General features: G+C 55.1%; 21 protein-coding genes, 1 tRNA gene and 2 pseudogenes. 16 read left to right on the forward strand and 8 right to left on the reverse strand.

Annotated features, from left to right (window positions below):
- A complete protein-coding gene (locus AC2FGC_RS06845; protein WP_496725478.1) occupies window positions 1-1,497 on the forward strand; it encodes an aldehyde dehydrogenase in 1,497 nt (498 codons plus the stop codon).
- The gene (locus AC2FGC_RS06850; RefSeq protein ID WP_496725477.1) at window positions 1,494-2,834 is read left to right on the forward strand and encodes an NAD(P)/FAD-dependent oxidoreductase; all 1,341 of its coding nucleotides are present in this window, start codon (window positions 1,494-1,496) and stop codon (window positions 2,832-2,834) included. Before AC2FGC_RS06845 ends, AC2FGC_RS06850 begins: the two co-directional genes overlap by 4 nt.
- Window positions 2,835-2,838: 4 nt before the next feature.
- Here the strand turns inward: AC2FGC_RS06850 and AC2FGC_RS06855 are convergent, their stop codons facing one another.
- The 5 genes from AC2FGC_RS06855 to AC2FGC_RS06875 all read right to left on the reverse strand — a co-directional run bounded on the left by AC2FGC_RS06855 (window position 2,839) and on the right by AC2FGC_RS06875 (window position 9,023).
- On the reverse strand, window positions 2,839-3,573 hold the full coding sequence (locus AC2FGC_RS06855) for an SDR family NAD(P)-dependent oxidoreductase (RefSeq protein WP_496725476.1): 735 nt from the start codon (window positions 3,571-3,573) through the stop codon (window positions 2,839-2,841).
- A complete protein-coding gene (locus tag AC2FGC_RS06860) occupies window positions 3,570-4,301 on the reverse strand; it encodes an SDR family NAD(P)-dependent oxidoreductase (RefSeq protein WP_496725475.1) in 732 nt (243 codons plus the stop codon). The genes AC2FGC_RS06855 and AC2FGC_RS06860 overlap by 4 nt, the downstream gene beginning before the upstream one ends.
- An 11-nt stretch (window positions 4,302-4,312) precedes the next feature.
- Window positions 4,313-5,416, reverse strand: a complete 1,104-nt coding sequence (locus AC2FGC_RS06865) for a mandelate racemase/muconate lactonizing enzyme family protein (RefSeq protein WP_496781791.1) — start codon at window positions 5,414-5,416, stop codon at window positions 4,313-4,315.
- Between the two features lie 76 nt (window positions 5,417-5,492).
- The gene (locus AC2FGC_RS06870; protein WP_496725473.1) at window positions 5,493-7,040 is read right to left on the reverse strand and encodes a trimethylamine methyltransferase family protein; all 1,548 of its coding nucleotides are present in this window, start codon (window positions 7,038-7,040) and stop codon (window positions 5,493-5,495) included.
- Between the two features lie 156 nt (window positions 7,041-7,196).
- Window positions 7,197-9,023 carry a BCCT family transporter gene (locus AC2FGC_RS06875; RefSeq protein ID WP_496781793.1) on the reverse strand — a complete coding sequence of 609 codons (1,827 nt, stop codon included), beginning with the start codon at window positions 9,021-9,023 and terminating at the stop codon, window positions 7,197-7,199.
- Window positions 9,024-9,579: 556 nt separating this feature from the next.
- Between AC2FGC_RS06875 and AC2FGC_RS06880 the strand changes: the two genes are divergently transcribed.
- The 7 genes from AC2FGC_RS06880 (at window position 9,580) to AC2FGC_RS06910 (ending at window position 17,279) form a co-directional block, all read left to right on the forward strand.
- Entirely contained in the window at window positions 9,580-10,485 is a 906-nt protein-coding gene (locus tag AC2FGC_RS06880) for a LysR substrate-binding domain-containing protein (protein WP_496725471.1), read from the forward strand.
- A 99-nt stretch (window positions 10,486-10,584) separates the two neighbouring features.
- Window positions 10,585-11,739 carry an aromatic ring-hydroxylating oxygenase subunit alpha gene (locus tag AC2FGC_RS06885; RefSeq protein ID WP_496725470.1) on the forward strand — a complete coding sequence of 385 codons (1,155 nt, stop codon included), beginning with the start codon at window positions 10,585-10,587 and terminating at the stop codon, window positions 11,737-11,739.
- Window positions 11,740-11,798: 59 nt separating this feature from the next.
- On the forward strand, window positions 11,799-12,038 hold the full coding sequence (locus AC2FGC_RS06890) for a hypothetical protein (protein WP_496725469.1): 240 nt from the start codon (window positions 11,799-11,801) through the stop codon (window positions 12,036-12,038).
- Window positions 12,039-12,148: 110 nt separating this feature from the next.
- Window positions 12,149-14,569, forward strand: coding sequence for a GcvT family protein (locus AC2FGC_RS06895; protein ID WP_496725468.1), 2,421 nt, complete (start codon window positions 12,149-12,151; stop codon window positions 14,567-14,569).
- Between the two features lie 103 nt (window positions 14,570-14,672).
- Window positions 14,673-16,142, forward strand: a complete 1,470-nt coding sequence (locus AC2FGC_RS06900; protein WP_496725467.1) for a flavin-containing monooxygenase — start codon at window positions 14,673-14,675, stop codon at window positions 16,140-16,142.
- A 4-nt stretch (window positions 16,143-16,146) separates the two neighbouring features.
- Window positions 16,147-17,121 carry an alpha/beta fold hydrolase gene (locus tag AC2FGC_RS06905; RefSeq protein WP_496725466.1) on the forward strand — a complete coding sequence of 325 codons (975 nt, stop codon included), beginning with the start codon at window positions 16,147-16,149 and terminating at the stop codon, window positions 17,119-17,121.
- Window positions 17,122-17,202: 81 nt separating this feature from the next.
- Window positions 17,203-17,279 (forward strand) — tRNA-Met (locus AC2FGC_RS06910).
- A 221-nt stretch (window positions 17,280-17,500) separates the two neighbouring features.
- Here the strand turns inward: AC2FGC_RS06910 and AC2FGC_RS06915 are convergent.
- The 3 genes and pseudogenes from AC2FGC_RS06915 to AC2FGC_RS06925 form a co-directional block, all read right to left on the reverse strand.
- A pseudogene (locus AC2FGC_RS06915) lies at window positions 17,501-18,257 on the reverse strand (IS5 family transposase).
- 81 nt (window positions 18,258-18,338) lie between these two features.
- A complete protein-coding gene (locus AC2FGC_RS06920; protein WP_496725465.1) occupies window positions 18,339-19,400 on the reverse strand; it encodes a hypothetical protein in 1,062 nt (353 codons plus the stop codon).
- A gap of 1 nt (window position 19,401) precedes the next feature.
- Window positions 19,402-19,989, reverse strand: coding sequence for an N-acetylmuramoyl-L-alanine amidase (locus AC2FGC_RS06925; RefSeq protein ID WP_496781795.1), 588 nt, complete (start codon window positions 19,987-19,989; stop codon window positions 19,402-19,404).
- Window positions 19,990-20,250: 261 nt separating this feature from the next.
- Between AC2FGC_RS06925 and AC2FGC_RS06930 the strand changes: the two genes are divergently transcribed.
- The 7 genes and pseudogenes from AC2FGC_RS06930 to AC2FGC_RS06960 all read left to right on the forward strand — a co-directional run bounded on the left by AC2FGC_RS06930 (window position 20,251) and on the right by AC2FGC_RS06960 (window position 26,628).
- The gene (locus tag AC2FGC_RS06930; RefSeq protein WP_496781797.1) at window positions 20,251-20,700 is read left to right on the forward strand and encodes a hypothetical protein; all 450 of its coding nucleotides are present in this window, start codon (window positions 20,251-20,253) and stop codon (window positions 20,698-20,700) included.
- Between the two features lie 33 nt (window positions 20,701-20,733).
- Window positions 20,734-21,060 carry a hypothetical protein gene (locus AC2FGC_RS06935; RefSeq protein ID WP_496725462.1) on the forward strand — a complete coding sequence of 109 codons (327 nt, stop codon included), beginning with the start codon at window positions 20,734-20,736 and terminating at the stop codon, window positions 21,058-21,060.
- 74 nt (window positions 21,061-21,134) lie between these two features.
- Complete coding sequence (locus AC2FGC_RS06940; protein ID WP_496725461.1) at window positions 21,135-21,776, forward strand: C40 family peptidase; 642 nt, start codon at window positions 21,135-21,137, stop codon at window positions 21,774-21,776.
- Between the two features lie 84 nt (window positions 21,777-21,860).
- Window positions 21,861-22,792 (forward strand): annotated as a pseudogene (locus AC2FGC_RS06945) (IS5 family transposase).
- Window positions 22,793-22,985: 193 nt separating this feature from the next.
- Window positions 22,986-25,268, forward strand: a complete 2,283-nt coding sequence (locus AC2FGC_RS06950) for a hypothetical protein (RefSeq protein WP_496781798.1) — start codon at window positions 22,986-22,988, stop codon at window positions 25,266-25,268.
- A 2-nt stretch (window positions 25,269-25,270) separates the two neighbouring features.
- The gene (locus tag AC2FGC_RS06955; RefSeq protein ID WP_496725459.1) at window positions 25,271-26,344 is read left to right on the forward strand and encodes a hypothetical protein; all 1,074 of its coding nucleotides are present in this window, start codon (window positions 25,271-25,273) and stop codon (window positions 26,342-26,344) included.
- The gene (locus AC2FGC_RS06960) at window positions 26,341-26,628 is read left to right on the forward strand and encodes a hypothetical protein (RefSeq protein ID WP_496725458.1); all 288 of its coding nucleotides are present in this window, start codon (window positions 26,341-26,343) and stop codon (window positions 26,626-26,628) included. The genes AC2FGC_RS06955 and AC2FGC_RS06960 overlap by 4 nt, the downstream gene beginning before the upstream one ends.
- The last annotated feature ends 51 nt before the right edge of the window (window positions 26,629-26,679 follow it).

The raw sequence follows: 26,679 nt of genomic DNA on the forward strand, positions 1-26,679 counted from the left end.
ATGGAATTGCTGACACAGGACGAATACAAATCCATCGCTGCGGGCCTGACCTTGCCCACCGGGGCCTTCATCGACGGCGCTTACCGCCCGGCTATCTCAGGCAAGACCTTTGCGACGGTGAACCCCGCTACAGGTGAGAATCTGGCCGATATTGCCGCTTGCGACGCGGCGGATGTGGATTTTGCCGTCGAAAAAGCGCGCGAGGCGTTTGACGATGGACGCTGGTCCAGAATGCACCCCTCGGATCGCAAGGACATACTGATCCGACTGGCCAAGTTGATGACTCGCAATGCCCGTGAATTGGCAGTGATGGAGAGTATCGACAGCGGCAAGACCATCTATGACTGCGAAACCGTGGATATCCCCGAAACGATACACTGCCTGAAATGGCATGCCGAGGCGATCGACAAGATCTATGATCAGGTCTCGCCCGCCAGCGACGACCACATCGCCATGGTGGTGCGCGAACCCATCGGAGTTGTGGGGTTGGTGCTGCCGTGGAACTTCCCGCTGCTGATGCTGGCGTGGAAGATCGGGCCAGCGCTGGCGGCGGGCTGTTCCGTCGTGGTGAAACCGGCGACCGAAACCACGCTGACCGCCCTGCGCCTCGCGGAACTGGCGATGGAGGCGGGCCTGCCGCGCGGCGTTTTGAACATCGTGCCCGGTGGCGGCGCTGATGTCGGTGAGCCGATTGGTCGACACATGGATATCGACATGGTCTCTTTCACCGGCTCGACCGTCACTGGCAAACGGTTCCTGACCTATTCGGCGGAAAGCAACGCCAAAGAGGTTGTGTTGGAGATGGGCGGCAAGAACCCGGCCATCGTGATGGATGATGCCGAGAACCTTGACCGCGTGGCGGCCCATGTCGTGAATGGCGCGTTCTGGAATATGGGTGAGAACTGTTCCGCCTCGTCCCGTCTGATCGTGCACAAGGACGTAAAGGCCGAGTTGCTGGAGCGGATCGCCCATCACGCGAAGCAGTGGAACATCGGTGATCCGCTGGACCCGGAAACCCGAATGGGTGCGTTGGTCAGCGAAGGCCACTACAACAAGGTCTGCGGCTACTTAGAACAAGCCGAAAACGTGGTGATTGGTGGCAATGCCAACAAGGGTTTTGTCGAAGCGACCGTGGTCGAAGTGCCCGGCAATCACAGCACTCTGGCGCGCGAAGAGATCTTTGGTCCCGTTCTGTCGGTGATCGAAGTGTCTGGCTTTGACGAGGCCATCAAGATTGCCAATGACACCGACTATGGCCTGTGTGCTTCGATCTTTACGGCTAACGCCAAGCGAGCCATCCGCGGCGCGCGGGCGATCCGCGCCGGAACCGTGACGGTGAACAGCTTTGGCGAGGGTGACATCACCACCCCCTTCGGCGGCTACAAACAATCCGGTTTTGGTGGCCGCGACAACTCGGTCCACGCCCACGACCAGTACACCCAGTTGAAAACCATCTGGATTGATCTGGCCGATGACGCGGACGAGGCGATCGATTGACGGCCTATACTGCAAAACGGCTGCCACGACAGACTGGGCCGGCGGGGTGGAACGCCATTCTGCCGCCCCAAACATCGCTCCCCCGACTTGAACAGAACATCTCAGCCGACGTCACAATTGTCGGTGGCGGGTTTGCCGGGCTGAGCGCTGCGCGCCGGCTGCATCAGGTTGACCCAGCGCTCAAGGTTGTTCTGCTAGAGGCCGGTCGTTTTGCCGAAGGTTCCGCTGGTCGCAATTCGGGCTTCATGATCGATCTGCCTCATGATCTGGCCTCGGACAATTACGCCGGAAACGGGCTGGAAGCGGACCGCGCAACCATAGCCCTAAACCGCCGCGCAATAAGATTTGCAACGAACGTGGCTGAAGAATGCGAGCTGCCGCAGGAAATGTTCGACCCATGTGGCAAGTTCAACGCCGCTGCCACACGAGCCGGGGACAGGCACAACCGCGAATTCGCCGCACATCTGGATCGGTTGGGAGAGCCCAGCACGCTTTTTGACCGCCAACAGATGCAAGAGATCACGGGCAGCCCGCACTACAGCTCGGGCCTTTATGCGCCTGGCACGGTGATGATTCAGCCCGCCGGTTACATTCGGGCTCTGTCCTCCCACTTATCGTCACAAGTTGATCTGTTCGAAAACTCTCCCGTTACCGCCTTGGAAAAACAAGGCGCGGGGTGGCTGGTAAAAACACCCGATGCGCAAGTTTCAACAGGTCGGATCATTCTGGCCAATAACGGCCATTTGGAAAGCTTCGGGTTCTACGAGCGCCGACTGATGCACATCTGCCTTTACGCGTCGATCACCGAGCGTTTGACGCCTGAACAGGTCACGACATTGGGCGGTCAATCCCGCTGGTCGGTCACTCCGGCTGATCCGATGGGCACCTCGGTCCGGCGGGTCTCGGGCAGCTATGGCGACCGGATCCTGATCCGGTCTTGTTCAACATTTCACCCGACAATCGAAACCAGCCCAATGCGCCTGCGTAATGCAGGGTGGGTGCACGACCGCAAGTTCCGCGAACGATTCCCGCATCTGCCCAATGTGCAAATGGAGCATCGTTGGGCTGGAATGCTTTGCCTTAGCCGAAACGGATCAGCGGCGTTCCGAGAGTTGGACACGGGCGTCTTCTCGGCCTGTTGTCAGAACGGTTTGGGAATTGCCCGAGGGACATTGCAGGGCATGGCGGTGGCGGAATTGGTCACGCAGGGCGGATCATACATTGCGGATCATTTCCTGACCCAGCCGATGCCGCCGCGCCTACCACCCGAGCCGTTCGCATCTTTGGGTGCAAACAGCTATCTGATTTGGAAAGAGTGGCGTTCCGGAAAGGAATGACCTGTCAGGGCAGGCTGAGCTTGGACATGCGACCCCCATCCACCGTATAAATCTGACCGGTGACAAAGCTGGCCTCTTCAGACGCAAGAAACGCCACCACTGCCGCGACCTCCTCTGGTCGGCCAGTCCGGGCGACGGGATGGATGCGGCCAATGTCGCGGCGAAATGCATCCGGGTCCGGCTGAGCGTCGATGAAACCCATGTTCAGTTCAGTGTCGATCCAGCCGGGCGCCACCGCGTTGCAGCGGACCCCCTCCGTCCCGTGATCCACGGCGACGGCACGGGTCAAGCCGTGCAACCCGGCCTTGGTCGCACAATAGGCCGCATGGCCCGGATTACAGCCCAATCCTTCGATCGAGCCGATGTTGACGATGTTCCCTTGCGTCTGCCGCAGATGGGGCAATGCCGCCTTGATCAGCAAAAAAGGGGCCGTCAGGTTGACTGTCAGGTTGCGCTGCCAATCCTCCAGGCTCATATCTTCGACAAGGGCTTCCTGCATCATGCCCGCGTTGTTGACGAGGATATCCAGACGCCCTGCCCGCTCAACGACTTGATTTACCACAGATTGCGGGCTGCTCGGATCACCAAAATTTGCCTCGATCCCTTCGAACCTGGGATCTTGCCCGCGTTGTGCGGTAAACACCTGCGCCCCGTCCTGACGCAGTCGATCAGCAATGGCCCGACCGATCCCGCTGCGTCCTCCGGTGACAAGGGCGATTTTGCCATTAAATCGGGTCATGATACCGGCTTGCCTCCATTCACTTCCAGTAACGCACCGCACACATACCGCGACGCATCCGAGGCCAAAAACAGGATCACGTCGGCAATATCTTCAGGTTCGGCAATTCTGCCCAGGGGAACAGTCTGCCCCAGTTCGGCCACCGCGGTATCCGGATCGAACCCGCGCTTGGCGAACCCGGACCGCAGCATAGGCGTGTTCACCTCGTTTGGGCAAACGGCGTTGATGCGGATGCCCTGATGGGCGTGGTCCATCCCCATGCATTGGGTCAGAGAGGCGATCGCTGCCTTGGTCATGCAGTAGACCGCATGGTTTGGGCCAGGACGCAGACCCCAACAGGATGCGGTGTTTACGATCGCCCCGCCTCCGTTCGCAGCCATTATCGGTATCGCAGCGCGGCAAATTCGAAAGGGGGCTTCGACGTTCACGCCCAGAGACAGAGACCAATCCTGATCCGAGGTTTCAGTGACGGCACCCCGCGTAATGACACCTGCGTTGTTAACAACAATGTCCAACCCGCCCAGCGCATCTGCCGCCCGTTTCGGCAGCGCATCGGCATAGACCGGGTCCAGCAGATCGCCGGGCAGATGGGCATCAGCCTCGATCCCGTCGGTCAGGCGGTCAGCAACGGCAACCTGCGCGCCGGCAGCACGTAGGCGGCGCACCAGAGAGGTTCCGATCCCCCCAGCAGCGCCCGTGACCAAAGCCGATTTTCCTGCAAACTCCATGATATGCTCCATCAGAAAGATGCGACGGGCGCGCCAAAGCGGGTTTCGTCGGGAACGACGCCCAACCCCGGCCCGGTTGGAACTTGGATATACCCACCCTCTATGCTGATTCCATTCTCGGCATCGTAATTTCCTTCGATGTATGGTGCAGCCAGCCAAACACCTTCCAGCAGATCGGGTCGGACCGTCGCGCCAATATGCACGCAGGCCGCGGCGATAATGTCCCCGCCCCAACTGTCGTCGCAGGTATGAGGCAGATTGCGCGCCTCGCAGAGGTCTCGAAACGCGCGCATTGGCTGCAGGCCACCAATCCGTGTGACTTTCATACCAAACCCATCCACCAGGCCAGTGCCGGCCGCTGAGATAACCGTGTTCAGATCGGTGGAGTTCTCGTCCATGTATATCGGATGGCCAATTTGTGGCCGTATCTTTTGCAGGTCCTCAATCGTGTTGCAGGGTTGTTCCATGACAAAAGGGATATCCGGGCATTCGCGACTGACGCGTAACGCATCACGGGTTGTCCAACCTCGGTTTCCGTCCACGGCCAAGCGCATTCCGGACCCGCCAATGACCTCCCACACTTTGCGGATGGTTTCGATGTCAACCTCAACCGGACGACCGCCAACCTTGATTTGCAGTCGCGGATAGCCTTCGGTCAATTTTCCTGCTGCCAGTGTGGCGATATCATCCGGCGCCCCAACACCAGTCGCGTAATACGACGGAACCTTGTCCACTTCGGCACCGCCGAGCAGTTCCGATACGCTGACCCCAAATTGCTTGCCCAGCAGGTCATGCGCTGCAATGTCGATGGCCGCTTTGGCATAGTTGTGGCCGTTTAGAAGACCATCCATCCGACGGTGCAGCCCCAGCAGCGAAACCTTGGCGCCCAGCAACCCATTTGCCATTTGGGCCAGAGCGGCACGCGCACCAGCAGCGTGTGCCTCGGCATACGTGGGGCCAACCGGGCAAGTCTCTCCCCATCCGACCAATCCGTTGTCGGTCACCAACTTGACCAGTGTGGCGTCCAACGCCCAGACCTCGGCATTGGCCATTGTATAGGGGCCGTTCTTGACCGGCAGATCGTGGCTATAGATGTGAATTTCGGTAATTTTCACTGCAGATATTCCATCGTGTCTTGAAAGGAAAAAACCCGCCCTGGTGTCGGGCGGGCAAGTCTCGGGGGCGATAATCCTAGTAACTCTGGTTCAGCTCGTCAGCCGCCGGGATCTCGCGCTCGCGCCGGGCGATGTAATCCAGCAGGGCTTCGTTTTTCGCCTCGTCCAGTTTGGGTTCCTCATATTCGGCCAGCAACGCGCGTGCGCGGTTCAGGGCGCGTTCCGTGATTTCGACACTACCTTCGGCCTGCCATTGTTCGATCGAGTTGTTGTCGAACAGTTCAGGCATGAAGAAGGCGCTCTGGAAATTGTCCTGCGTGTGCGGATGTCCCAGATAGTGCCCGCCGGGCCCGACATCGGGCACTGCTGCAAGAGCTTGATCAAAATCATCCCATCTCGGCCCCTCAGCCATGCGATAGGCCATCGCGCATTGTTCGGCGTCGACGATAAACTTGGCCACGGAACAGTGCATCCCGGCCTCATTCCATCCGGCTGAATGCCAGATGTAGTTAGCGCCCGCATGCATGACTGCCTGCAAGGTGGTGGCAGATTCATATCCGGCCTGGGCGTCAAAGGTTTTGGCACCACCCAGCGTGTTCGAAGTACGCCAAGGGACGTCATAATACCGGGCCATCTGGCCAATCATGAAATTCATTAGGTTAATTTCGGGTGTACCCGCCATCGGCGCACCGGATTTCATCGACACGGTCGACAGGTAGTGCCCATAGATCGCCGGCGCACCCTTGCGAATGACCTGTGTGTAGGCCAGCGCGCTAAGCGCCTCGGCATTCAGCTGCGCCACAGTGGCCGGAACAGATGCAGGCGTGTTGGCCCCCCCCAGAACGAAGGGTGAGCAGAGCACTGGTTGATTGCGACGGCAAAAGGCCCGCAATGCACCCAGCATGGTTTCGTCCCACACCAACGGCGAGTTGCCGTTGCAGTTACCGGTGGTCACCGGGTGATCTTCAAGAAATTCCTCGCCAAACAAGATCCCGCACATGTCCATGACGTCTTCGGCATTCTTGGGTGAAGTGGTCATGCCCATGAACGTCTTGTCCGAATGCTTCATCGACGAATAGGTGATGCGCAGGTGCCGTTGACTGATCGGATGGTCGTAGGGTTCCACGATGTGATGGGCCGAGGAATGCAGCGCGGGCATCATGTGACTGAGTTTGTGGAACATCGCCAGATCTTCCAACAACGGATTTCGGCGCACGTCGTCCAGATCGCGCAGAAATGGGGCGCCGGTCATAGGCACAAAGATCGAGTGCTTACCGCCCAGCCGCACATTCTTTTTCGGATCCCGCGCGTGATATGTGAAGTCGCTGGGTATGGTGGCGATCAACTCGCGCACCAACCCGCGGTCGAGGTAAACCAGTTCGCCATCGACTTTGGCACCGGCCTTCTTCCAATCTTCCAGCGCGATGGGGTCTCGGAACTGAACGCCAACGTTCTCAAGGATGTCCATCGAGGCACTGTCTATGCGTTCGACTTGAGCGCTATCCATCACTTCACACAAGGGGATGCCTCTGGTCAGGCCAGGCAGCATTTCAAAGTTCGGGGCAGTGCGCAGGGCGCGGCGGGCAGAGCGTCCGCCCGAGCGTGTCGCAGTACGAATGTTCACGGGGCAATCCTCCAATCTTGCTAATCAGACTGACGGATTCGGCGCCGGCGCACCTCACTGATTGCGATATCTGTTTGCAGGAAACGACATAGACACCCGGAACGAAAAACACCGCCCCAAATGGGGCGGCGTCTGTTTTGGCATTAAGACCTGCGCTTATTCTGCGGCCTGCGTGCTAGCATCGGTGTGCTTGTCGCGCCGACCATCACGATAGAGCGCCTTGGTCAGCGAAACCATCATCAGCCCCATGACAACAGTAAAGGGCAGAGCACCAATGATCATCGCATTGCGCAACGCGTCCATCGGGTTGTTTTCGCCAGCGGCCAAGATCAGCGCACCGATCACAGCTGTCAGGATAACACCCCAGATGATACGGTGCTTAACGCCGGTTTCTTGGCTGCCACCGGACATGATGGTGTTCATAACCAGAATGCCCGAGTCCGCAGAAGTCACCAGGAAGGTCATGATCAGGATCACGCACATGACGTTCAGCATGGACAGAAGCCCACCGTCGATCATGTAAGACAGCGTCACGAACAGCTTGTTGGTGTTCGACGCACCGATGATCGCGCCTTCTGCTGCACCAGCCAATTCCAGATCAATCGCGGTACCACCCAGAACAGTCATCCAGGCAAAGCAAACCAGCGCCGGCGCCAGTACGCAGCCCAGAATGAACTCACGCACAGACCGACCCTTGGAGATGCGCGCCAGGAACAGGCCCACGAACGGCGAGAACGCAATCCACCAAGCCCAGTAGAAGGTGGTCCAGCCCGACTGCCAGCCAAACTGACGGCCTTGCTCGCCTGCGGCGTAAACAGCCGCCAGCGTGTCGTCACTCAACTCCGCCGCAGCACCTTCAAGACCGCTCTTAAAGCCGTCAAAGCTGCCCCATGCGTTGGTTGCGCCACCCACCAGATCAGCAGCATGCGCCTGCGCTTCTGCAGGCAGAGCCGCTGCAAACGCTTCGGTCGACAACGGACCGTATGCACCAAAGCTCAGCGAGAGGAAGTGCAGAAGGTAGTCAAACAGTGCTGTGCCATAGGTTGTCATGGCGAATACGAACGAGCCGAAGATCACAAAGGTGCCCAGCAGGATGATCGACAGAACAAGGTTCAGGTTCGACAAGTATTTAACACCGCGACCAACACCCGAGACCGCCGAAATGATCGACAGACCCATGATGACAACCAGACCTGCGATCAGACCAACTTTGCTTGGCGTAGGTACTTCACCACCAAAATCCATGATCCATTCCATGCCGGTGATTGCATACAGACCGTCGATGAACTGGCTGACACCAAACCCGATCGTAACAGACACACCCAGGATCGTTGCAACAACACCCAGAACGTCAACGACGTGGCCGAGAAAACCGTTCATCAGACGACCGAAAAGCGGGGTAAGAGCCGCGCGAATGGTCAGAGGCATGTCACGAGTATAGGCGTAGTAGGCCAGCGACAGGCCGGTCACCACGTAAATTGCCCAGGCATGAAAGCCATAATGCAGGAAAGTATACCGATACGCGGATTGAACGGACTCTGGATCATTGCCTGCAACTGCACCGGCCACGACTTCGGGGTTCGATCCCCACAGGCCCAAAGGTTCAGCGGTGGCAAAAACCATCAGGCCGACACCCAGACCCGCTCCGAACATCATCGAGAACCAGGAGAAGTTCGAAAACTCGGGTTTTTCGCCCGCTGTTCCCATAACCCGCTTTCCGGTCGTTGGAAGGATGGCAACAATGACGAGGAAGATGACAAACAGGCCGACAATGACCACGTAGAAGCTGTTGAAGACTTCCAGCAACTTTCCGTTCCAGCTGCCAAGTGTGCTATTGGCATTGGCCGGAAAGACAAGTGCCCATAGCACAAGGGCAACCATGATGCCCTTACTGATTAGGGCGATTGGGACGCTGTAATTTTCATAGAATCCGGCATCGGCCGTTTCTATCTCTAGATCCGTAAAGGGTTCGGGTATCGACATGTTGCTCCTCCGTGGTGCTGTATCAATTGCGATACTGTCTCTGCACTTCACGCAATTCGCCCAATCGCCTCGAACGATGGGGAAGGTGCTGCAGCAGACGTATCGGCTCTTTCTTGTCTCGTTTCTGTGTTTCAGAAATGCGGCACCGCCGCATGGTCTTACGCCTTCTGAGTTGCATTGAATTCAACACACCGTGCAATCAGGCGATACTCGGTCTTACCAACTGGGAATGGGTTCGCGCCTCCTTCACGTCCCCTTTCGACCTTTCCCGTTTGTCAGTTCGGGACATCATTGTGTCGCAGTACCGTCTTGCGACGCCCGGAAAATTCTCTCGAAAAGCCCGAAAAACACAAAGTTTGTTGGTAGAACTGACTATAGTGGCGCTCCGTTCAAAATTCGGCCAGAACCGACGCATTGACGAAAAATGCGACATCCGCCTTTAACTTGAGCCAGAAAAACATCAAATCATCAAAAGCGCTATAGCTTTCACCTTCAAAAAAACTAAAACTGAGTTGATAAAAATTAAACTAACCCGAAAAACGATTCACCAGCTTCCATGTCCAGACGACACTACAACCTGCCGCCGCTGACAACCTTGTCAGCTTTTGAGGCCGCCGCCCGCCACCTGAGCTTTAAGAACGCCGCCGTTGAACTGTCCGTTACACCCGGTGCGGTCAGCCACCAGATCAAGGCGCTAGAAGGCGATCTGGACACACCGTTGTTTCAACGCAAGCATCGCGGCGTTGATCTGACCGAGGATGGCAAGGCGCTTTATGACGCGCTGTCCACGTCCTTCGGCCGCATTTCGAAAACGCTGAGCATGATCCGCGACCGATCGACAGCCGGAAAGGTGACCGTAGGATCGACAACCGCGGTTGCCGCGTTGTGGTTGTCTCCGGCTGTCATTCGGTTCTGGCGGGACATGCCCGAAGTCAATGTTGATCAACTGTCACAGGATCGCCCCTTTCGCGATCGGCCTGACGTCGACTTTTTCATTCGCTATGGGCGGGACAGCGATCCCAACCTGTCACACACTCCGCTGTTTCGCGACCAGCTAGTCCCGGTCGGAAGCCCAGAGATGGCAGAAAGGCTTGCGGATGCCGGTCTTGAGGATCTGACCTCTGAACGGCTGATCCATTTGGAGTCAGAAGACCGCACCTGGACCACCTGGCCCGAATGGTTCCAGCAGTTGGGATATAATGGCACAGTGCCCATTGAATCCCGCGTCAACAGCTATTCCGTCGCGCTGCAGCTTGCGCGCAAGGGTGCCGGGCTGGCGCTGGGTTGGCAGCGGCTGATCCAACCCATGCTGCAATCAGGCAAACTGGTGCCGATTGGCACGCATCAAGTGCCCGCGCCGAACCAGTTTTATTTGGTCGGGCGACCGGACGAAGAGCTCTCAGAAAGTGCCCGCGCCCTTAAGAACTGGATCGTTCAAGAGGTTCAGGAAGGTTCGGTTTAGGTGAAATCACTCTCTGATGAGCTTTTCTGATATTGAGACCAACAGGTTCAATCCGCCAATAGGGATTAATGGCATCCAGCAAAACCTCAGGAGAGCCCGATGAACAAGCATAGCGCGCTGTCTTCCGTTCTGGCCGATGTAAACGTCGCAAATGGCCTGCCGAACGAACATTACATCGATCCGACCGTTTTTGACGAAGAAAAGCGTTCTGTGCTGTATGCCAACTGGTCCGGGATCGGCTTCGGCAAGGATGTTCCGGAAGAAGGCGATGCAAAACCAGTCGATTTTCTGGGCATGCCGCTGCTGATTGTCCGGGACAAAGACGGCGAGGTTGGCGTTTTCCAAAACACCTGCCGCCACCGCGGGATGATTCTGGTAGACACGCCGCGCAAAATCGGCGGCGCAATCCGCTGCCCCTATCACAGCTGGTGCTACAGCCTGAAAGGTGAGCTGCGCGCAACCCCGCATGTGGGTGGTCCCGGCCAGAACAAGCACGAAGACGTCAATCGCGAAGACCTGGGTCTGATCCGCGTGCGGTCCTACGTCTGGCGGGATGTGATCTTTGTGAATGTTGACGGCACAGCACCGGAATTCGAAGAGGTACACGGCCCCCTGCTGGAACGTTGGAAGGAATTTGAGAAACCCGTCTTCCACGGCGGTGAAACGTCCTCATTCAAGCTTGAGGTCAAGACCAACTGGAAGCTTGCGGTCGAGAACTATTGCGAAAGCTATCACCTGCCATGGGTGCATCCCGGTCTGAACAGTTATTCGCGGCTGGAGGATCACTACAACATCGAAGAGCGCGATCAGTATTCGGGCCAAGGAACCCTGGTTTACCGCCAACTGACAGATCAGGACGGCGCAACCTTCCCGGATTTTGACGGGCTGAGCGACAAGTGGAACGAAGGCGCTGAGTATATTGCGGTTTATCCAAACGTTCTGCTGGGTGTGCAACGCGATCACGCATTTGCCATTGTGCTGGAGGCAGTCGATCAGGAAAACACCGTCGAACATATCGAGCTGTACTACGCCAAAAGCACTGATGACACTCCGCAGCATGATGGACTGCGTGCTTCGAACGCGCAGCTGTGGAAGACGGTATTCGAAGAGGATGTCTTTGTCGTCGAAGGCATGCAGAAAGGCCGACATGGTATGTTATTCGACGGCGGTCGGTTTTCGCCCGCCATGGACGGGCCGACGCATAACTTCCACCATTGGGTCGCGACGCAAGTCGAAAACGGCCGCGCAGGCTAACCTTATCGGATCGGCCAGCCAGTCAGAGGTTGGCCGGTCGACGACAAATAGGGACACCTATGGACAAACAGGAACTGGATCGACTTCTGCTGGACGCTCATGATCGCAACGATCCTGCCGACCTGATCCGGTACTATACGCTGGCCGCGGATGAGCGCGAAACGGCGCGGGACATCGACGCCGCCTGTTTCTACCTGACCCATGCCTTCATTTTCGCACTGGAATCCGGCGCGCCTGAAGCCGATGCGCTGAACCAGCGGCTGGTCGCGCATGGCCGCACGCATAAGCTGGAGTTCTGAGTTTAGCTTCAGATTAAATTCACTCAACCCAACTTGAAATTAATGTCCGTTGCCGGTGCCATTGCGATGATGACACATGGCGGCGGGACCAACTTTGATACGGCAGGCTCATGAAAACGAATGCACAGGCGGTGGTGATTGGCGGCGGGGTGATCGGGTGTTCGATCCTCTATCATTTGACCAAACTGGGATGGTCGGATGTGGTTCTGCTGGAACGGGATGAACTGACATCCGGGTCCACTTGGCACGCCGCGGCGAACATCCACGGGCTGCACGACAGCACCAATATCAGCCGCATTCAGCACTACACGATGAACCTGTACAAAGAACTTGAAGCCGAAACCGGCCAGAGCTGCGGCGTGTTCCAGCCTGGTTCGCTGTATCTGGCGCAGACCAAAGAACGCGAACATCAGCTGAAGTTGCAGGCCGCTAAGGCCAAGCTTTACGGCATGAACTTTTATAAGATCAGCATCGAAGAGGCCCAAAGACTGAACCCGCTGGTCAACTACGATGGCATCCGCTGCGTGATGTACGAACCTGACGGCGGCAATGTGGACCCTTCGGGTGTCACAAATGCCTATGCGGTGGGCGCCCGGCAGCGCGGGGCCGAGATTCATCGCTTCACCCCAGTCACCGCGACCGACCAGCAAGAAGATGGCACTTGGATTGTTCGGACTCCCAAAGGCGATATCCACACCCCTTGGGTCGTCAATGCCGCCGGTCTGTGGGGGCGCGAAGTCGCCAGATTGGCTGGCATCGAGCTGCCCCTGCAACCGACCGAGCATCAGTACTTCGTGACCGAAACCATGGCGGACGTAGCCGCGCACGGCACGCGCCTGCCTTCGGTCAGTGATCGCGACGGCGAATACTACCTGCGGCAGGAAGGTCAGGGCCTGCTGGTTGGCGCCTATGAAAAAGACATGAAATTCTGGGCCGAGGATGGCACGCCACTCGACTTCGCGCATGATCTCTTCCCCGACGATCTGGAACGGATCGAAGAGAATATGATGAACGCCATCGAACGTCTGCCCGCCGTGGGTGAAGCCGGAATCAAGCGGGTTATCAACGGGCCGATGATCTGGTCGCCCGACAGCAACGTGCTGATGGGACCAGTGCCCGAGGTCGACGGCTATTTCTGCTGCAATGGCATCATCCCCGGCTTTTCACAATCCGGCGGCATGGGCCTGATGGCGGCGCAATGGATCATCGAGGGTGAAACGCAGTACGATATGTTCGCCTGGGATATGGCTCGGTTCGATGACTGGGCGACGAAAGAGTTCACAATGGCCCGCGTTCAGGACCAGTACGCCCACCGGTTCGCCATTCACTTCCCCAACGAAGAGCGCAGCGCAGGTCGTCCGGCGCGTACGCGCCCTGTCTACGACACGCAGGCTCAAATGGGTGCGGTCTTCGGCCTGAATGCTGGTTGGGAACATCCGCTATGGTTCGCAGACACTCCGGGTGCCAAAGACACCAATGGTTTTACGCGTCAGAACTGGTGGGGACCGGTTGGCGAGGAATGCCGTATGCTGCGTGACCGCGCAGGGATCATCGACATCTCGAACTTTGCCAAATATGTCTGCAAAGGCCCCGGGGCCAAGGGTTGGCTCAACGCAGTTTTCGCCAACACGATGCCTAAAGCGGTAGGTCGGTCCTGCCTGACGCCGCTGATCTCGAAACGCGGAGGAATCGCTGGGGACTTCACCGTTACCCGCGTGGCCGAGGACGAATTCTGGATCATCGGTTCAGGCATGGCGGAGCGCTATCACAAGCGGTTCTTCAAGCAGGTTCCTCTGCCCAAGGGCACCACTTTCGAAAGCAAGACCCAAGCTGTGTGCGGGTTCAACGTCGCGGGCCCAAAATCGCGCGAGATTTTGCAACGACTCACTAATACCTCACTCGCCACCGAGGATTTTCCATTCATGCGGTCAGCGAAAATCGAACTGGCCGGGATTGAGGTGCTGGCCCTGCGGGTCTCGTTCACGGGTGACCTGGGGTGGGAGGTGCACTGCGCCACCGAAGATCAGGCCGGTCTGTATGACGCGCTGCTTCAAGCCGGTCAGGAATTCGGCGCGGGTCCAGTTGGCAGCCGGGCGTTGATGTCTTTGCGCGTCGAAAAGGGGTATGGATCGTGGAGCCGCGAATACAGCCCCGAATACTGGCCGCATGAGGTAGGTCTGGATCGGTTGTGCAAGTTCAGCAAAGACTTTCTGAACAAGAACGCAGCCGAGACCGTTATAGCCAACCCTGCCCGCGAACAGCTTGTCCTTTTGCAACTGGATGAGGCTGACACCAGCGCGTCGAACGCCGACGCGACTGGCGGTGAGCCAATCTTCAAAAATGGTCAGGGTATCGGCCGCGTGACCTCTGGCGCTTATGGTTATTCCGTCAGCATGTCTCTGGCGCTTGGCTTTGTAACCGATGCCAAAGCAGGGGATGAGGTCGAGGTGATGGTATTGGGACATCCGCACAAGGCGACCATTCTGTCCGAGCCGCCTTTTGATCCAAATGGTGAAATCCTACGCGGCTGAATAAACCGTGAACGGCTCCTGACCCTACGGGAAGCTGTTCTCACGCATTCCAACGCCTATAGTCTGACCCAAACAGATCGGTCGTTTTGGGAGGGACGGGCGCATGGAATATCAAACCGATATGCTAATCGTCGGCGCCGGGTTTTCCGGCCTTACGATGGCGATTGAGGCCCGCAAACGCGGCATCAAGGATATTGCGATCCTTGAAAAAGCGAATGAGATTGGCGGGACGTGGCGTGAGAACACCTATCCCGGTGTCGCATGTGATATCCCATCGCACCTCTATTCCATGGCAACGCATCTGAACCCGGACTGGAGCCGGGCTTATGCGGGCGGTGCTGAAATTCAGGCCTACTTGAAAAAGGTCTGCCTTGATGAGGGGATTTACGAGCTGTGCCATTTCGATCAACAGCTGAAATCTGCCCGCTGGGACGGCATGCGCTGGCAAGTGGAAACCGAAAGTGGGCAGCGCTGGTCGGCGCGGTTTCTGGTCTCGGCCATAGGGGCGCTGCATCTGCCCAGCATCCCCGATTTACCCGGTGCGGACAGTTTTCCCGGGCCTTGTTTTCACTCAGCCGAGTGGGATCACGACACGCCGCTTGAGGAAAAACGCGTCGCAGTTGTCGGAACCGGCGCTTCCGCTGTCCAGTTTGTTCCAGAGATTGCGAAAACTGCTGCACACGTTACAATCTTTCAACGCAGCGCGCCCTATGTCCTGCCCCGCCCGGATGGCCCAATCGCGCCCTGGTTACGCCGCCTTTATCGCAGCATCCCGGTGTTACCTTGGGCACGCCGGAAACTGGTTTACATGGTCTTCGAGTATCGCCATCGCGTGTTCCGCGGCGAAAAACGGATGGTAAATTTTGCCATGAAGATGTGGCGCAAATCGTTGGCAAGCGCGATCGCAGACCCGGGTCTGCGCAAACAGCTGACGCCGGACTATCGTATCGGCTGCAAACGCATCCTCAGCTCAAACGATTGGTACCCGACACTGGCGCGTGAAAACGTGACGTTGCTCCCGTACGGTGTGGCATCAATTGAGGGCGATCAGATCAATTCATCTGACGGAAGCCGTACAAAGGCCGACGTTCTGATCTGGGGCACCGGGTTTCATGTCACAGATGTGGTCGAGCGCCTCGACATAACTGGATCCGATGGACTGACATTGCGCCAGGCATGGTCGGACGGAATGAAAGCGCATCTGGGTACTGCCATCGCAGGTTTCCCCAATTTCTTCATCTTACTCGGCCCACATACCGGCCTCGGTCACAACTCGGTTGTGCTGATGATCGAAGCACAGGTTCGCCACATCGGCCGAGTGCTGGACCAGATGAACCGCGACGGACTACTAATCATAACACCCCGCCCGGACTACCAGGAAGCCTTCGAACAGGAAATGCGCGAACGGCACGAAGGCAGCGTATGGCAGGTGGGTGGCTGCGCCTCATGGTATCAGGATGCACAGGGCCGGAACACGACGCTTTGGCCCGGGACCGTTTCAGAGTATGAAAAGCGCATGGCGCAATCGGGGCTGGAACAATACCAACCTGCCCCTTCCTCAGGCGGAAAGTGATGAGATGACCACAATTCTAGTTATCGCCCTTCTGGTCGGCGGCTTCTTTGTCGGCATGAACCTGTGGACCCGGCGACTGACCCGGCAGGGGTTGCAGCGCGTCCCGCAACTTGGACAGATTGTCCCGGTGCGCGGCGGCAGCATTCATTACGTGGAAAAGGGCGACCCCACTAAACAGACAGTCATCATGATCCACGGGCTTGCGGGGCAGTTGCAGCATTTCACCTATTCTCTGATGGACCTGTTGGCGGATGACTATCACGTCATCGCAGTCGACCGCCCTGGCTGCGGATACTCAACCCGCGATAGCGCCGATCTTGGGCGCCTGCCCGAACAGGCCCGCATGATTCAAGAGTTTCTGGACACCAAAGGCATTTCCAACGCCGTTCTGGTCGGACACTCATTGGGCGGGGCCGTATCGCTGGCCATGGCGTTGGAACACCCGGAGAAAACCAAAGCGCTCGCTTTGCTCGCCCCGTTGACGCAAAAGCTGTCGAACACGCCGCAAGTTTTCAAACCGCTGGAAATACGTACCGAGTGGTTGCGCAACTTTATCGGCAACACGATCGCCGTCCCCATTTCGGCTAAGACCGCCCCGCATACATTGGGAGCCGTTTTCTATCCGGAACCCGCGCCAGATGACTTTCTGGACCGCGCCGGCGGTGCGCTGGGGTTGCGCCCTTCGGCCTTCATTACCGCGTCGCAGGATGTTGTAGGGGTGGATGAAAGTATCGGAGCCCAGGTAGACCGCTATACCGACTTGTCCGTACCCGGCGGCATTCTGTACGGCGCACAAGACACCATACTTTCACCCACCGCCAACGGTGCCCCCATGACCCGGTTCGGGCTGAGCGACGAAAAGATCGAAGGGTTGGGCCATATGATCCCGATCACCGCACCCGACGCCTGCGCGGCCTTCATTCGTAGAATTGCTGATACTGCTGGGGTCGCCGCACCACAGGCAACCAAAGCAGATTGATCGGGGCAAAAATAATCTCCGTAAGTCGGTGTTTCCCCCTTGACCCTTTCCGGCCCCTCGCTTAAATCGCCTCTCACTCATGGCGGAGTAGCTCAGTTGGTTAGAGCAGCGGAATCATAATCCGCGTGTCGGGGGTTCAAGTCCCTCCTCCGCTACCACTAAATCCTTGAAAATATGGTTATTGATGATGTCGTTGGTTCGCGCACATTCTCTAGACAGCCGTCCGTACCATATCTGTACCATTTAATCTCACATTCACAATTGTATCGTCAGAGCCGAAACCGATTACGTTCAGAATCTATTGCAATGTCGACGGCCGAGAATCATATCGGAGAACTGGCATGGTTCAAGCTGGCATCTAGGCTCCAGACTCATTGATTTACAGCCAGAATAGAACGGTAGCCGCGAGCGCGATGGCTGATAGGAAGACCTTCGGGCATCTGTCGTATCGGGTTGCAACGCGCCGCCAGTCTTTCAGGCGTCCGAACATGATCTCGATGCGGTTTCTGCGGCTGTAGCGGCGTTTATCGTAACGGACAGGCTTGTCGCGTGATTTTCGACCTGGGATGCAGGGCTTAATTCCCCTGTCACTAAGGGCTTCGCGAAACCAGTCTGCGTCATAGCCTCGATCTCCCAGTAGCCAGTCAGCTGATGGCAGATTGTTCACCAGAGCCTTTGCCCCGTGTAGTCGCTGACTTGGCCTGCGGAAATGAAGAAGCGGATGGGGCGTCCGAGGCTGTCGGTAACAGCGTGCAGTTTCGTATTCATGCCACCCTTGGTGCGCCCGATCAGCCTGCCGCGCCCCCTTTTTTCAACCGCAGGCTGGAGGCCGTGCGGTGCGCTTTGAGATATGTTGCGTCAATCATGATCGTCTTGTGATCCGTGCCTTCAGCAGCCAGTCCGTTCATGATCCGAGCGAACACGCCCATATCGCTCCATCGTTTCCAGCGATTGTACAGCGTCTTTGGTGGCCCATATTCACGAGGCGCATCAGACCACCGCAACCCACTGCGATTGATGAAAATAATCCCACTTAGAACACGCCGGTCGTCAACCCTCGGCTTGCCATGGCTCTTCGGAAAATAGGGCTGAAGGCGCTCCATCTGTTCGTCAGTCAGCCAGAATAGATTGCTCATGATACACCTCTGAAACTCAGGGGCTTGAATCATGCAACCGAGACAGCAGCAACAAATTTAATGGGTCCAGAACCTAGCCACCTATTCCATCAGTGTGAAATCGATTGGAATAGACTTGGCCTGTTCCTCTTCATCGCGATAAAAGATTGACATTTCGAGGTCGTATTCGCGGAGTTTTTCGAGTTCGACACCAGTAATCTTTAGTTGCAGTTTGTCAGCTGTTCGGGTCACCTCGACGATTGCTGCATCTATCTTGGGGTCATGGTTTTCGGGCGGTACCAACCGAGCACCAAACTCACGATCTCCAAAGGGGTCAGAGGGGTTAACCATGACCACACCAGTAAATCCACCATCTTGTAAAGGTTTGAGATTGAGAACTTGTGATTTGACCGACCATTCAAGACTGTCGGTTTCATCAACGGCTACGTCGCCCATTGAATCGCTTTGTTTTTCCTCTTGGCCCTCGGGTTCTTCCTTGTTGTCGGAAGTTTCGTCAGCCGCCTCTCGCGTGCGGGAACCAAAGTAGAAACCGATGATGGTGCTGGAAATTCCCAGCAATGCGACCAAAATGCGGTCAAAATACTCCATCGCCGTGCTTTTACCTTCGACCAGGAAGGTAACCTGCGTCTGTTGTTGGCCTGGCTCGCCTATCACCTCATAGCCGGTAACTTGCCCCACTATTCCAAGGGCCGAAATTGTCTTTTGCAATTCATCTGCCTGAACAAATGGAATTATTGCGATTCCCTCAGAGCTTTGGCTTGAAACGACCTGTGTCGAGTAAAAAATAAAAGCCATAAGGATTAGAAATACGAGGAATGTAAGGAGGCTGCGAATAGAATTGCGAGGCAATCCTAAAGATTGCTGTTTGTCGTGCATGTTGAATACGCGAAACAACACCGCTGCTGAAAACAATGACACGACCAGAAATGCAAAGCCACCAAAGATCACGAGAACCCAGCTAAGGTTGATTAGTGCGTTCAGGACGTGTTCCGGGGCGCCGAGAGTAGTAGCGATCCCTGGCGTCATGATGGCGACAAACGGCACTGCGAGTCCAATAAGGCTTAGCTTCGAAAGATTTCTCAATATCTCAAGTTTGTTTGGCGGCAGCAGCTCAGTTCCAGCTTCGTCCTTGACGCCTGTCATCTCAATCTCCAACAACTTCTTCGAAATACCGCATAGCGCGGCGTACGATTTCGTGGCCAATCAAAAATTGTTTGTCCTTTAAAAGACCAGCGTCGTTTGAATTGCTTCCAAATGCTGGTTCAGTGATGATGGCGGGCGGTGTACCCGACACAAGGCTAAGCCAGCCCCGCTCCTTGTTCGTTCTATTGCGAATCTTGATTCCGCGTGACAGGCCCGGCCGCTCAAGAAGGAGGCAGAGCCCACCCTGCACCCGTTCCGAAAGAGCCATGCTGCCAGCGGAACCGGAACTCAGTGTTTCCGTACCAGAAGCCGAAGGGGACGCGGCGTTGTAGTGCAATTCAACGGTTGCTGCACGCGACGCATTTGCTCCTACCCAGTCGTTTACTTGGCCATAAGCCCCCGACACTCCAATACCGTCTCGAAAAAATGCTCTCGCCTCAAGCGCGCTATGATCGAATTCGGATTGTGCAAACGCGAGCATGTCCGTCGCCATTGCTTTATGAAAATCATATTCCCTTGGAAGATTGATGCCTACTGCACCACCGGCTGCGTCGGTATGGCCTACCACAATTCCGAGTTTAAAAGTCATTCTAAGAACACTCAAGATTCAAAAAAATTGGCAATAGCGTAGCATATTCTGTCACAATCTCCAAACGTTGATGATGTGACCGATGAAGACCACTTCTAGCTAAAACATTTCTCGTTACAATTCATCTCAAAATGGAAATATTGATTTTTTTACAAAACATGGTAAGGTTGATCTTTAGATTCTAAGGCTTCTTTTGATTCACCACTTTGCATTAAAAAAGTGACGTGTGGTGTTTGGAATATTTTTTGCGGGGGCGTTGATTTGATTACATTCGGTGTTTTGCGTGCCTATGGAGCAAGTTTAACTTTCGTATTACTAGTTGGATGTGTCTCATACATTACGGGATACAATGAGAAATCCGTTGAGAGAATTACGGCGATTTCCAAAGAAGTCATTTCTTACTATCAAGCGCTCAGTTCCACACCTGCCTCCCAGCGCAAGCAAAAAATCTCATCCCTATCGTCCGACTACGACGAAATCACCGCAAACATGAGAGTCCATCTACTCTCGGAGCAGGCGCGGCCCAAAAACAGTGATAGCATTGAAGCAGCGCAAAACCTGCTAACATCATGGGAAAATTTCCATAGCCGAAACCGTACCGGCTCTGCTTCTGATCTCTCAGACGCATCTCTGACCGCACAGCGTCAAATTTTGGAGAGACATTTGAAATCAGCTTTAACTGCGGAAAATGCGAAGGCGATTGGGTTGTAGTTGTTTTTCTATCTTTCCAAATGGAGGGCTGAAATGAGTTTTGACTTTGACGAAAGTTTCCAAGATGCATTGGATGGCGCAGTGAAAATCGCCAAGAAAGGCGGAAAGTCTGCAAAGTCTTGGGTAAAAGAGAGTTTCAAAGCAAATGAGGAAACGCTTCGCACTATAGCAATAGGTGTGGCGAGTGGGGAAATTTCTCGGGAAACTGCTGAGTTTCTACTAACGGAAAACGAGAGGGCTCTTCGGTCAGAGGCCGCAGCGCTTTCTGCAATTGTTCAAGCCACCGTTCAAGCGGCTATAAATTCTTTCTTTGAATCTCTGTATTCAGCGTTTCGATCATCGCTAAATCTTTCATTGTAGTTTGAGGGAGAATTTTGATGAATAGTGGACAAGATCTTGTGAGTCTCGCGGAGTCACATCGTGGAGAAAGCTATATGCTGGGTGTGAAGGTTCCTAAAGACAATCAAAATTGGAGCGGCCCCTGGGATTGTGCTGAATTCGCTTCTTGGCTGGCTTTCCAGATGGCGGGTTTAGTTGTTGGGTGCACCGACAATTCGGATAATCCATCCTATGCAGACGCGTATTCCGGGGCCTGGGCAAGAGATGCTAAGTCAAGCCCGCGAAGAGTTAGCATCGGAAAAGCGAAATCCGTTCCGGGTGCTGTGTTGATTAGACGCCCAGCGAAGTCAGGAATTGGTCATGTGGCATTGTCGCGTGGTGACGGCTCTACTATTGAAGCGCACTCCAAAGCAAGAGGGGTGACTGTGGACAAGATCGACGGTCGTCGGTGGGATCTGGCTATGCTAGTTCCGCTTTTGGAGTATGAAATTGAAGATTCAGGATCAGTTTATTCTCCTCCTGCGTCATTGATCTTCAGACTGACCTATCCACCTATGCGTGGCGAAAAGGTGCGGCAGATTCAATCAGCTTTGAAAATGCAAGGTTACGACCCAGGCGATGTCGATGGTATTTTTGGACCGCACACAGAAGCCGCTGTAAGGGCGTTTCAAATTGCAAGCGGCTTAGTGGCAGATGGCGAGGTTGGCCAATTAACTATGGGCGCACTAGGACTATGACATTGATACCAGTGAACTGGGGCTCTGTTGCGTAAATCACCTGGCGGGATTCATATCATGAACCCAGTATGGTAGCTGGTGTCCATGAGCAGACCAATACCACAAACCTATAAGACCAAGAACTGGCCGGACTACAACGCAGCACTCAAGCAGCGTGGCTCCCTGACAATCTGGTTCGATCCCGAGATGAATTGGGCGGCGGAACCGTCCGGCAAACGAGGTCGACAGCAAACCTACAGCGATGCTGCGATCCAAGCCTGCCTGACGATGAATGTGTTGTTCGGGATGGCGCTGCGGCAGACGACCGGGTTCGTTGAAAGTTTGCTTCGGCTGATCGGTCTGGATTGGACGGTATTGGATTTCAGCACCTTGTGCCGGCGACAAAAGACGTTGGTTGTGAACATCCCATATCGCGGATCACAAGGCCCGCTGCATCTCCTGATCGACAGCACAGGTATCAAGGCCGAAGGTGAAGGCGAGTAGCATCGCGCAAGCACGGTGGCCCCAAACGCCGCCTGTGGCGCAAGATACACCTCGGGATCGATGAGCAAACGTTGGAAGTTCGGGCTATCGAGATCACCGGCAGCAGCATTGGTGACGCACCCATGCTGCCCGAACTGCTCAGGCAGATACCGCCTGACCAAGAGATCGGCTCAGTGACCGCGGACGGAGCCTATGATACCCGCAAGTGCCACGAAGCCATCGCGGATCGAGGGGCTACCGCTGTCATCCCACCGCGCAGAAACGCTAAGCTCTGGAAGCCCAGCAGCGCTGGTGCTGTGGCGCGCAACGAGGCACTCCGGGCTTCAAAATACTTGGGCCGCGCACTCTGGCGACGATGGGCCGGATACCACCGCCGGAGCCGCGTCGAAACAAAGATGCACTGTGTGAAACTGCTGGGCCAAAGCCTCATGGCACGGGACTTCGACCGCCAGGTCGCGGGACTCCATGTCCGCGTCGCCGTCCTCAACCGCTATACCGCACTTGGCATTCCAGTTACCGAGGTTGTAGGATAAGTCCGCCCAGGGAAAGGGGAACTGCGACCCTCAACCGATTTGCGCAACAGAGTCACGCCATGTACTCAAGTACGAATTCGTTCGAGGTACTATTCTTCCCAAGGAGCATTTGTCCTTGGTAGCGCCAAGGTTCCGCGCTAAGCTTTTATTCGTACTCTAAGTTATTTTCAGACATTAGTTGAGAGGCTGGGATATGAGCGAACTCTCTTTGAGCCCCAATGTATTCAGAGTGTCTCGTCGCGGAAACGCTTCTCTCGATAATGCGTTTTTTGCTGCCCTGGAAAACGAAATATCCGATGCTCTAGTTGGTGATGACCGCCCATTGATTGACCAAAGCGGATCGCACTACGTGTGTAACCGCGTAACGTCGGCGGACCAATCGGTAATCAGCGCGCTGACTGCCAATCTGCCGAAAGACGTGGTGGACGTTTTGCGAGACTTTGTGGTCGGTGACGATCTACGACCAGCCTTCTATGAGATTGATCTGATTAACTTTCTAATCAATTCCAGATCAAACCGGGTACTCTCCATAATCGGTCCAGTTGGGATTGGAAAATCCACGTTCATGCAGTTTGTCTTTGGCGAGTTAAGAGACAAATGCCCATCGCTTCAGAAGTTTATGCCGATCATCATTAATGGCTTGCACATCGGGGACGATGATCCGGTCTACTCAGAACTGTTTCAGAGATTGCATACGGACTGCTATGAGGCACTCAACAACAATCTGGACGAGAAGCCACCATCCGGAATCCTCGCCCAGATCGAGGCCTACTATGAGAGAGAGCAATACTCGGAACGTGGTATCCAACCAAGTTCAACCACCATTGTCGAGTACTTCGCGCTTCTAAGAGATATTCTGCCCGAATACGTGGAGCCGGTCGTCATTTTCGACAATCTCGATCAAATGGCGTCCTCAGCGGTTGCAAAGATTTCGCATCTCTCGCGAGGGATTTACCTAAAAACCCGCACAACCATGATCCTGTGCATGCGCCCGCCGACCTTTGCCACGCATATAGAAGTGGATGCAAACAAGGGTGCGTTCTACACTTTCCAGATTGCGCTGCCCTCGCCCAACATCCGTGAGGTCATTAACAACCGTTTGCGGCGGGTCATGCGGGGGCGCGGCCGTTCGTTCACGATACATGACCCGAATTCGGGTTTTCGGTTGCAAATTCCCAACACGATGCGCGCGTTGGAAAATCTGAATCGAAACGTTCTGACAGAGTGGAACCAAGACCTACTTATCCGAGGGATTGCCTGCAATAACGTGCGCAAGGCGCTCGCCGCCTTTTATCGCTTTCTGAGGTTCTCCGAACTGGACTACCGGTCGCTCTTTGATGTCGTAGTAACAGACAATAGAGAACAGGCGGTGGAAAGGCGGCAGCACGATTGGAACGAGCACTTTTTGAAAGGGTTGCTCACCGGTGGGAAACGGTACTTTGAGTCGCGAGTGAATTCGCCGATTTTCAACCTGTATTTCTTCGATTCCGTAGAGCATACGATAGACTACTGCGTGATTTACAGAGTCCTATCGGCATTTTATTTTTCTCGCGGGTTGACAGAACGCCGGCAAGTCCAGACTTGGCTTGCCAGTGTCGGATATGATCGTGCGCTGGTCGATCATGCCATCGGCACCATGTTGAAAGCCCGACTTCTGACCTCGCCAGAACATGAAACCGATGTGCGTTTCGTATCCCATCTATCAATAACTGAATCGGGCAAGTACTACTGCGAACAGCTTGTGAACGACCGGACGTATCTATACGAGCTAATTTTTGACATTCCACTCAGTCACATTGGATGGGAGCCGGAAACGACCCGCGAGTTTGAGTCGCGCGTGCGATCTATTGTGGAATATCTGGGCCGGGTGCTGCGGCAGGAAAAAGCTGAAATCGACCGGATCGAGCAATCACGGAACGTCGCACAAATCAGTGGGATTGTGCTGCACGCTGGTCTGCTGAGCAGGCACGTTGTCGAAGCAGCGAAGGAGACGGCAAGAATTGGCCTTTATGCAAAAAGTGAGCATGTCGAAGCGGTGGCCAGGAGTCTGGATGCTGAGTTGGACAAAATCGTAGGTCAAGTATTCGCGCTGGAGCAAAAGCTGCGCGATGTGTTGATTGACAAGTCATATATTTCCGGCGGCACCGTCGAGGAACAGGAGAAGTCTTGGCAGCTTGGCCAATTTGGTGAGTTCTCCGTTAGGTTCCCAGAAACGTTGGAGCCTGCGGGAGAGAATTATTTTCAGGCTAAGCTTGATCTTCAGTTTGATGAAGAGCCTGACGTTTTGATGGCGTGGATCAAACCTGAGGGCGGCATTGACGAAGTTGAACGAGTATGGCCGTTAGAGAAAGCCCCGGACCGGGACTTCTACTTGGGTGAAGTGGTGTTCGAGGACGTGACCTTCAAAAGGCCCTTCCCTGAAGCGTCCCTGACCGTTTTTGCCGACAGCCGTCCGTTGTTTACGAGGAAGATTTAGTCATGAAGCGAAAGATCGTTGCCTATTGTCGCGCGCAGTATGAAGAAGACACGCAAAAGCTTCGCATAGAGGTAAGCGGGGGCGTAAACCCCGCAGCTCAGTATCCGATCATGGACAGATCTGTGTCGTTCGAGGAAATGGAGGGAATAAGGAAGGAAATTGTCTCCTATTGGGAGTATGTCGATCAGAACATCCAGAAGGGTACCGTTGATGACGGAACCGACCGGGACCGGAAGATTTTTTTTGATGATCTGAAAACGAGAGGCGGAGTAATTTCGCGTAAGTTATTCTCGGATGAAGAGCGCAATGATCTTTGGATGCATGCTGCGCAATCGGACATGTTTCTAATCTGGACGAATCTGCACTGGATACCATGGGAAGCGCTTTACAATCCTGACTCAGGGGAGGGAGAGTTTCTGTCCGACAATTGTGTCATTTCGCGCATTCCGACCAAGACAAATGTCGACAATCTTGAAAAAGCGCCCGAACCTGAAGGACGCATTGTCTGCGTTGATCCTGTCTTGGACAGTGACTTTGAGCGTATTGAAAAAAAGAAAGTGTCGGAAATCTTCAAAGGCATGGGAGAAGAGGTTTATTTCACTGATTTGGTGAGCGATTTGACCAGCGCCGTCTCAAACAAAAGAATTATTAGCTGGATTTGTGAGCACGAAACGACAAAGGGTTTGCGTCTTTGTTCCGATGTGCATTTTTCGCTTGATGATTGCTTCAACCACCGGTTCCCGGCGGGTTCCTTGCTGTTTATCATTTCCTGTGCTGGCGGTCGCTCGGTAAATGGAGATGTGGGCATGAGCGCATCAATTGTTGAATCGAGCGACTGTACGGTCGTGTCGCCATCCTCTATCATCGCCGCCCGTGCTGGTGTGGATTTTGCTAAACGGCTGGTCAATCTGGTCCAGCGTGAAGAATGCGAATACTTGCACGAGCTTTGGGCAGTTCTAAAAAGGCCTTTTGCCGGTGAGATGCACAAACCGGATCAGATTACTGCGGAGCGCTGTTACGCTTTGTGGTTCAGCATCTTCGGAAACTGCGAAGTGAAGCTGGGGGCAGTCAAATGAGCAAGTTTGAAATCACGTTGGTCGAATCAGATTTCGAAGAAGTTGCGGAGGAAAGTGCGCCCGGCATTCTGATCCTAGGCGGAAAGAGCGATCCTGCCGATAAGCCACCCAGTGCAATCATTCAGGAAATAACGCCCAAGGTAATTTCGCGGAAACTTGAAAAACTGATTCCACCAGACTACCAGCTCACTCAAGTCCGTATGGATGTGCAATTAAAAGGCTCTGTCTTCGGCCAAGAGATATCAGGTACGGTTCAGGTCACTTTCTCTCCAAAAGGAGACTGATCAAGGAACTCGCGGTATCACTGTGTCTTTTGGGGGATTGATGGAAAAACT

The sequence above is a fragment of the Ruegeria sp. CDSC054 genome, from assembly GCF_059610645.1.

What these genes read in the sequence shown, in the direction of transcription:
- AC2FGC_RS06845 (WP_496725478.1), top strand. Translation starts at nt 1, where the DNA reads ATGGAATTGCTGACACAGGACGAATACAAATCCATCGCTGCGGGCCTG.
- AC2FGC_RS06855 (WP_496725476.1), bottom strand. Translation starts at nt 3,573, where the DNA reads ATGACCCGATTTAATGGCAAAATCGCCCTTGTCACCGGAGGACGCAGC.
- AC2FGC_RS06860 (WP_496725475.1), bottom strand. Translation starts at nt 4,301, where the DNA reads ATGGAGTTTGCAGGAAAATCGGCTTTGGTCACGGGCGCTGCTGGGGGG.
- AC2FGC_RS06875 (WP_496781793.1), bottom strand. Translation starts at nt 9,023, where the DNA reads ATGTCGATACCCGAACCCTTTACGGATCTAGAGATAGAAACGGCCGAT.
- AC2FGC_RS06880 (WP_496725471.1), top strand. Translation starts at nt 9,580, where the DNA reads ATGTCCAGACGACACTACAACCTGCCGCCGCTGACAACCTTGTCAGCT.
- AC2FGC_RS06885 (WP_496725470.1), top strand. Translation starts at nt 10,585, where the DNA reads ATGAACAAGCATAGCGCGCTGTCTTCCGTTCTGGCCGATGTAAACGTC.
- AC2FGC_RS06890 (WP_496725469.1), top strand. Translation starts at nt 11,799, where the DNA reads ATGGACAAACAGGAACTGGATCGACTTCTGCTGGACGCTCATGATCGC.
- AC2FGC_RS06895 (WP_496725468.1), top strand. Translation starts at nt 12,149, where the DNA reads ATGAAAACGAATGCACAGGCGGTGGTGATTGGCGGCGGGGTGATCGGG.
- AC2FGC_RS06900 (WP_496725467.1), top strand. Translation starts at nt 14,673, where the DNA reads ATGGAATATCAAACCGATATGCTAATCGTCGGCGCCGGGTTTTCCGGC.
- AC2FGC_RS06905 (WP_496725466.1), top strand. Translation starts at nt 16,147, where the DNA reads ATGACCACAATTCTAGTTATCGCCCTTCTGGTCGGCGGCTTCTTTGTC.
- AC2FGC_RS06920 (WP_496725465.1), bottom strand. Translation starts at nt 19,400, where the DNA reads ATGACAGGCGTCAAGGACGAAGCTGGAACTGAGCTGCTGCCGCCAAAC.
- AC2FGC_RS06925 (WP_496781795.1), bottom strand. Translation starts at nt 19,989, where the DNA reads ATGACTTTTAAACTCGGAATTGTGGTAGGCCATACCGACGCAGCCGGT.
- AC2FGC_RS06935 (WP_496725462.1), top strand. Translation starts at nt 20,734, where the DNA reads ATGAGTTTTGACTTTGACGAAAGTTTCCAAGATGCATTGGATGGCGCA.
- AC2FGC_RS06940 (WP_496725461.1), top strand. Translation starts at nt 21,135, where the DNA reads ATGCTGGGTGTGAAGGTTCCTAAAGACAATCAAAATTGGAGCGGCCCC.
- AC2FGC_RS06950 (WP_496781798.1), top strand. Translation starts at nt 22,986, where the DNA reads ATGAGCGAACTCTCTTTGAGCCCCAATGTATTCAGAGTGTCTCGTCGC.
- AC2FGC_RS06955 (WP_496725459.1), top strand. Translation starts at nt 25,271, where the DNA reads ATGAAGCGAAAGATCGTTGCCTATTGTCGCGCGCAGTATGAAGAAGAC.
- AC2FGC_RS06960 (WP_496725458.1), top strand. Translation starts at nt 26,341, where the DNA reads ATGAGCAAGTTTGAAATCACGTTGGTCGAATCAGATTTCGAAGAAGTT.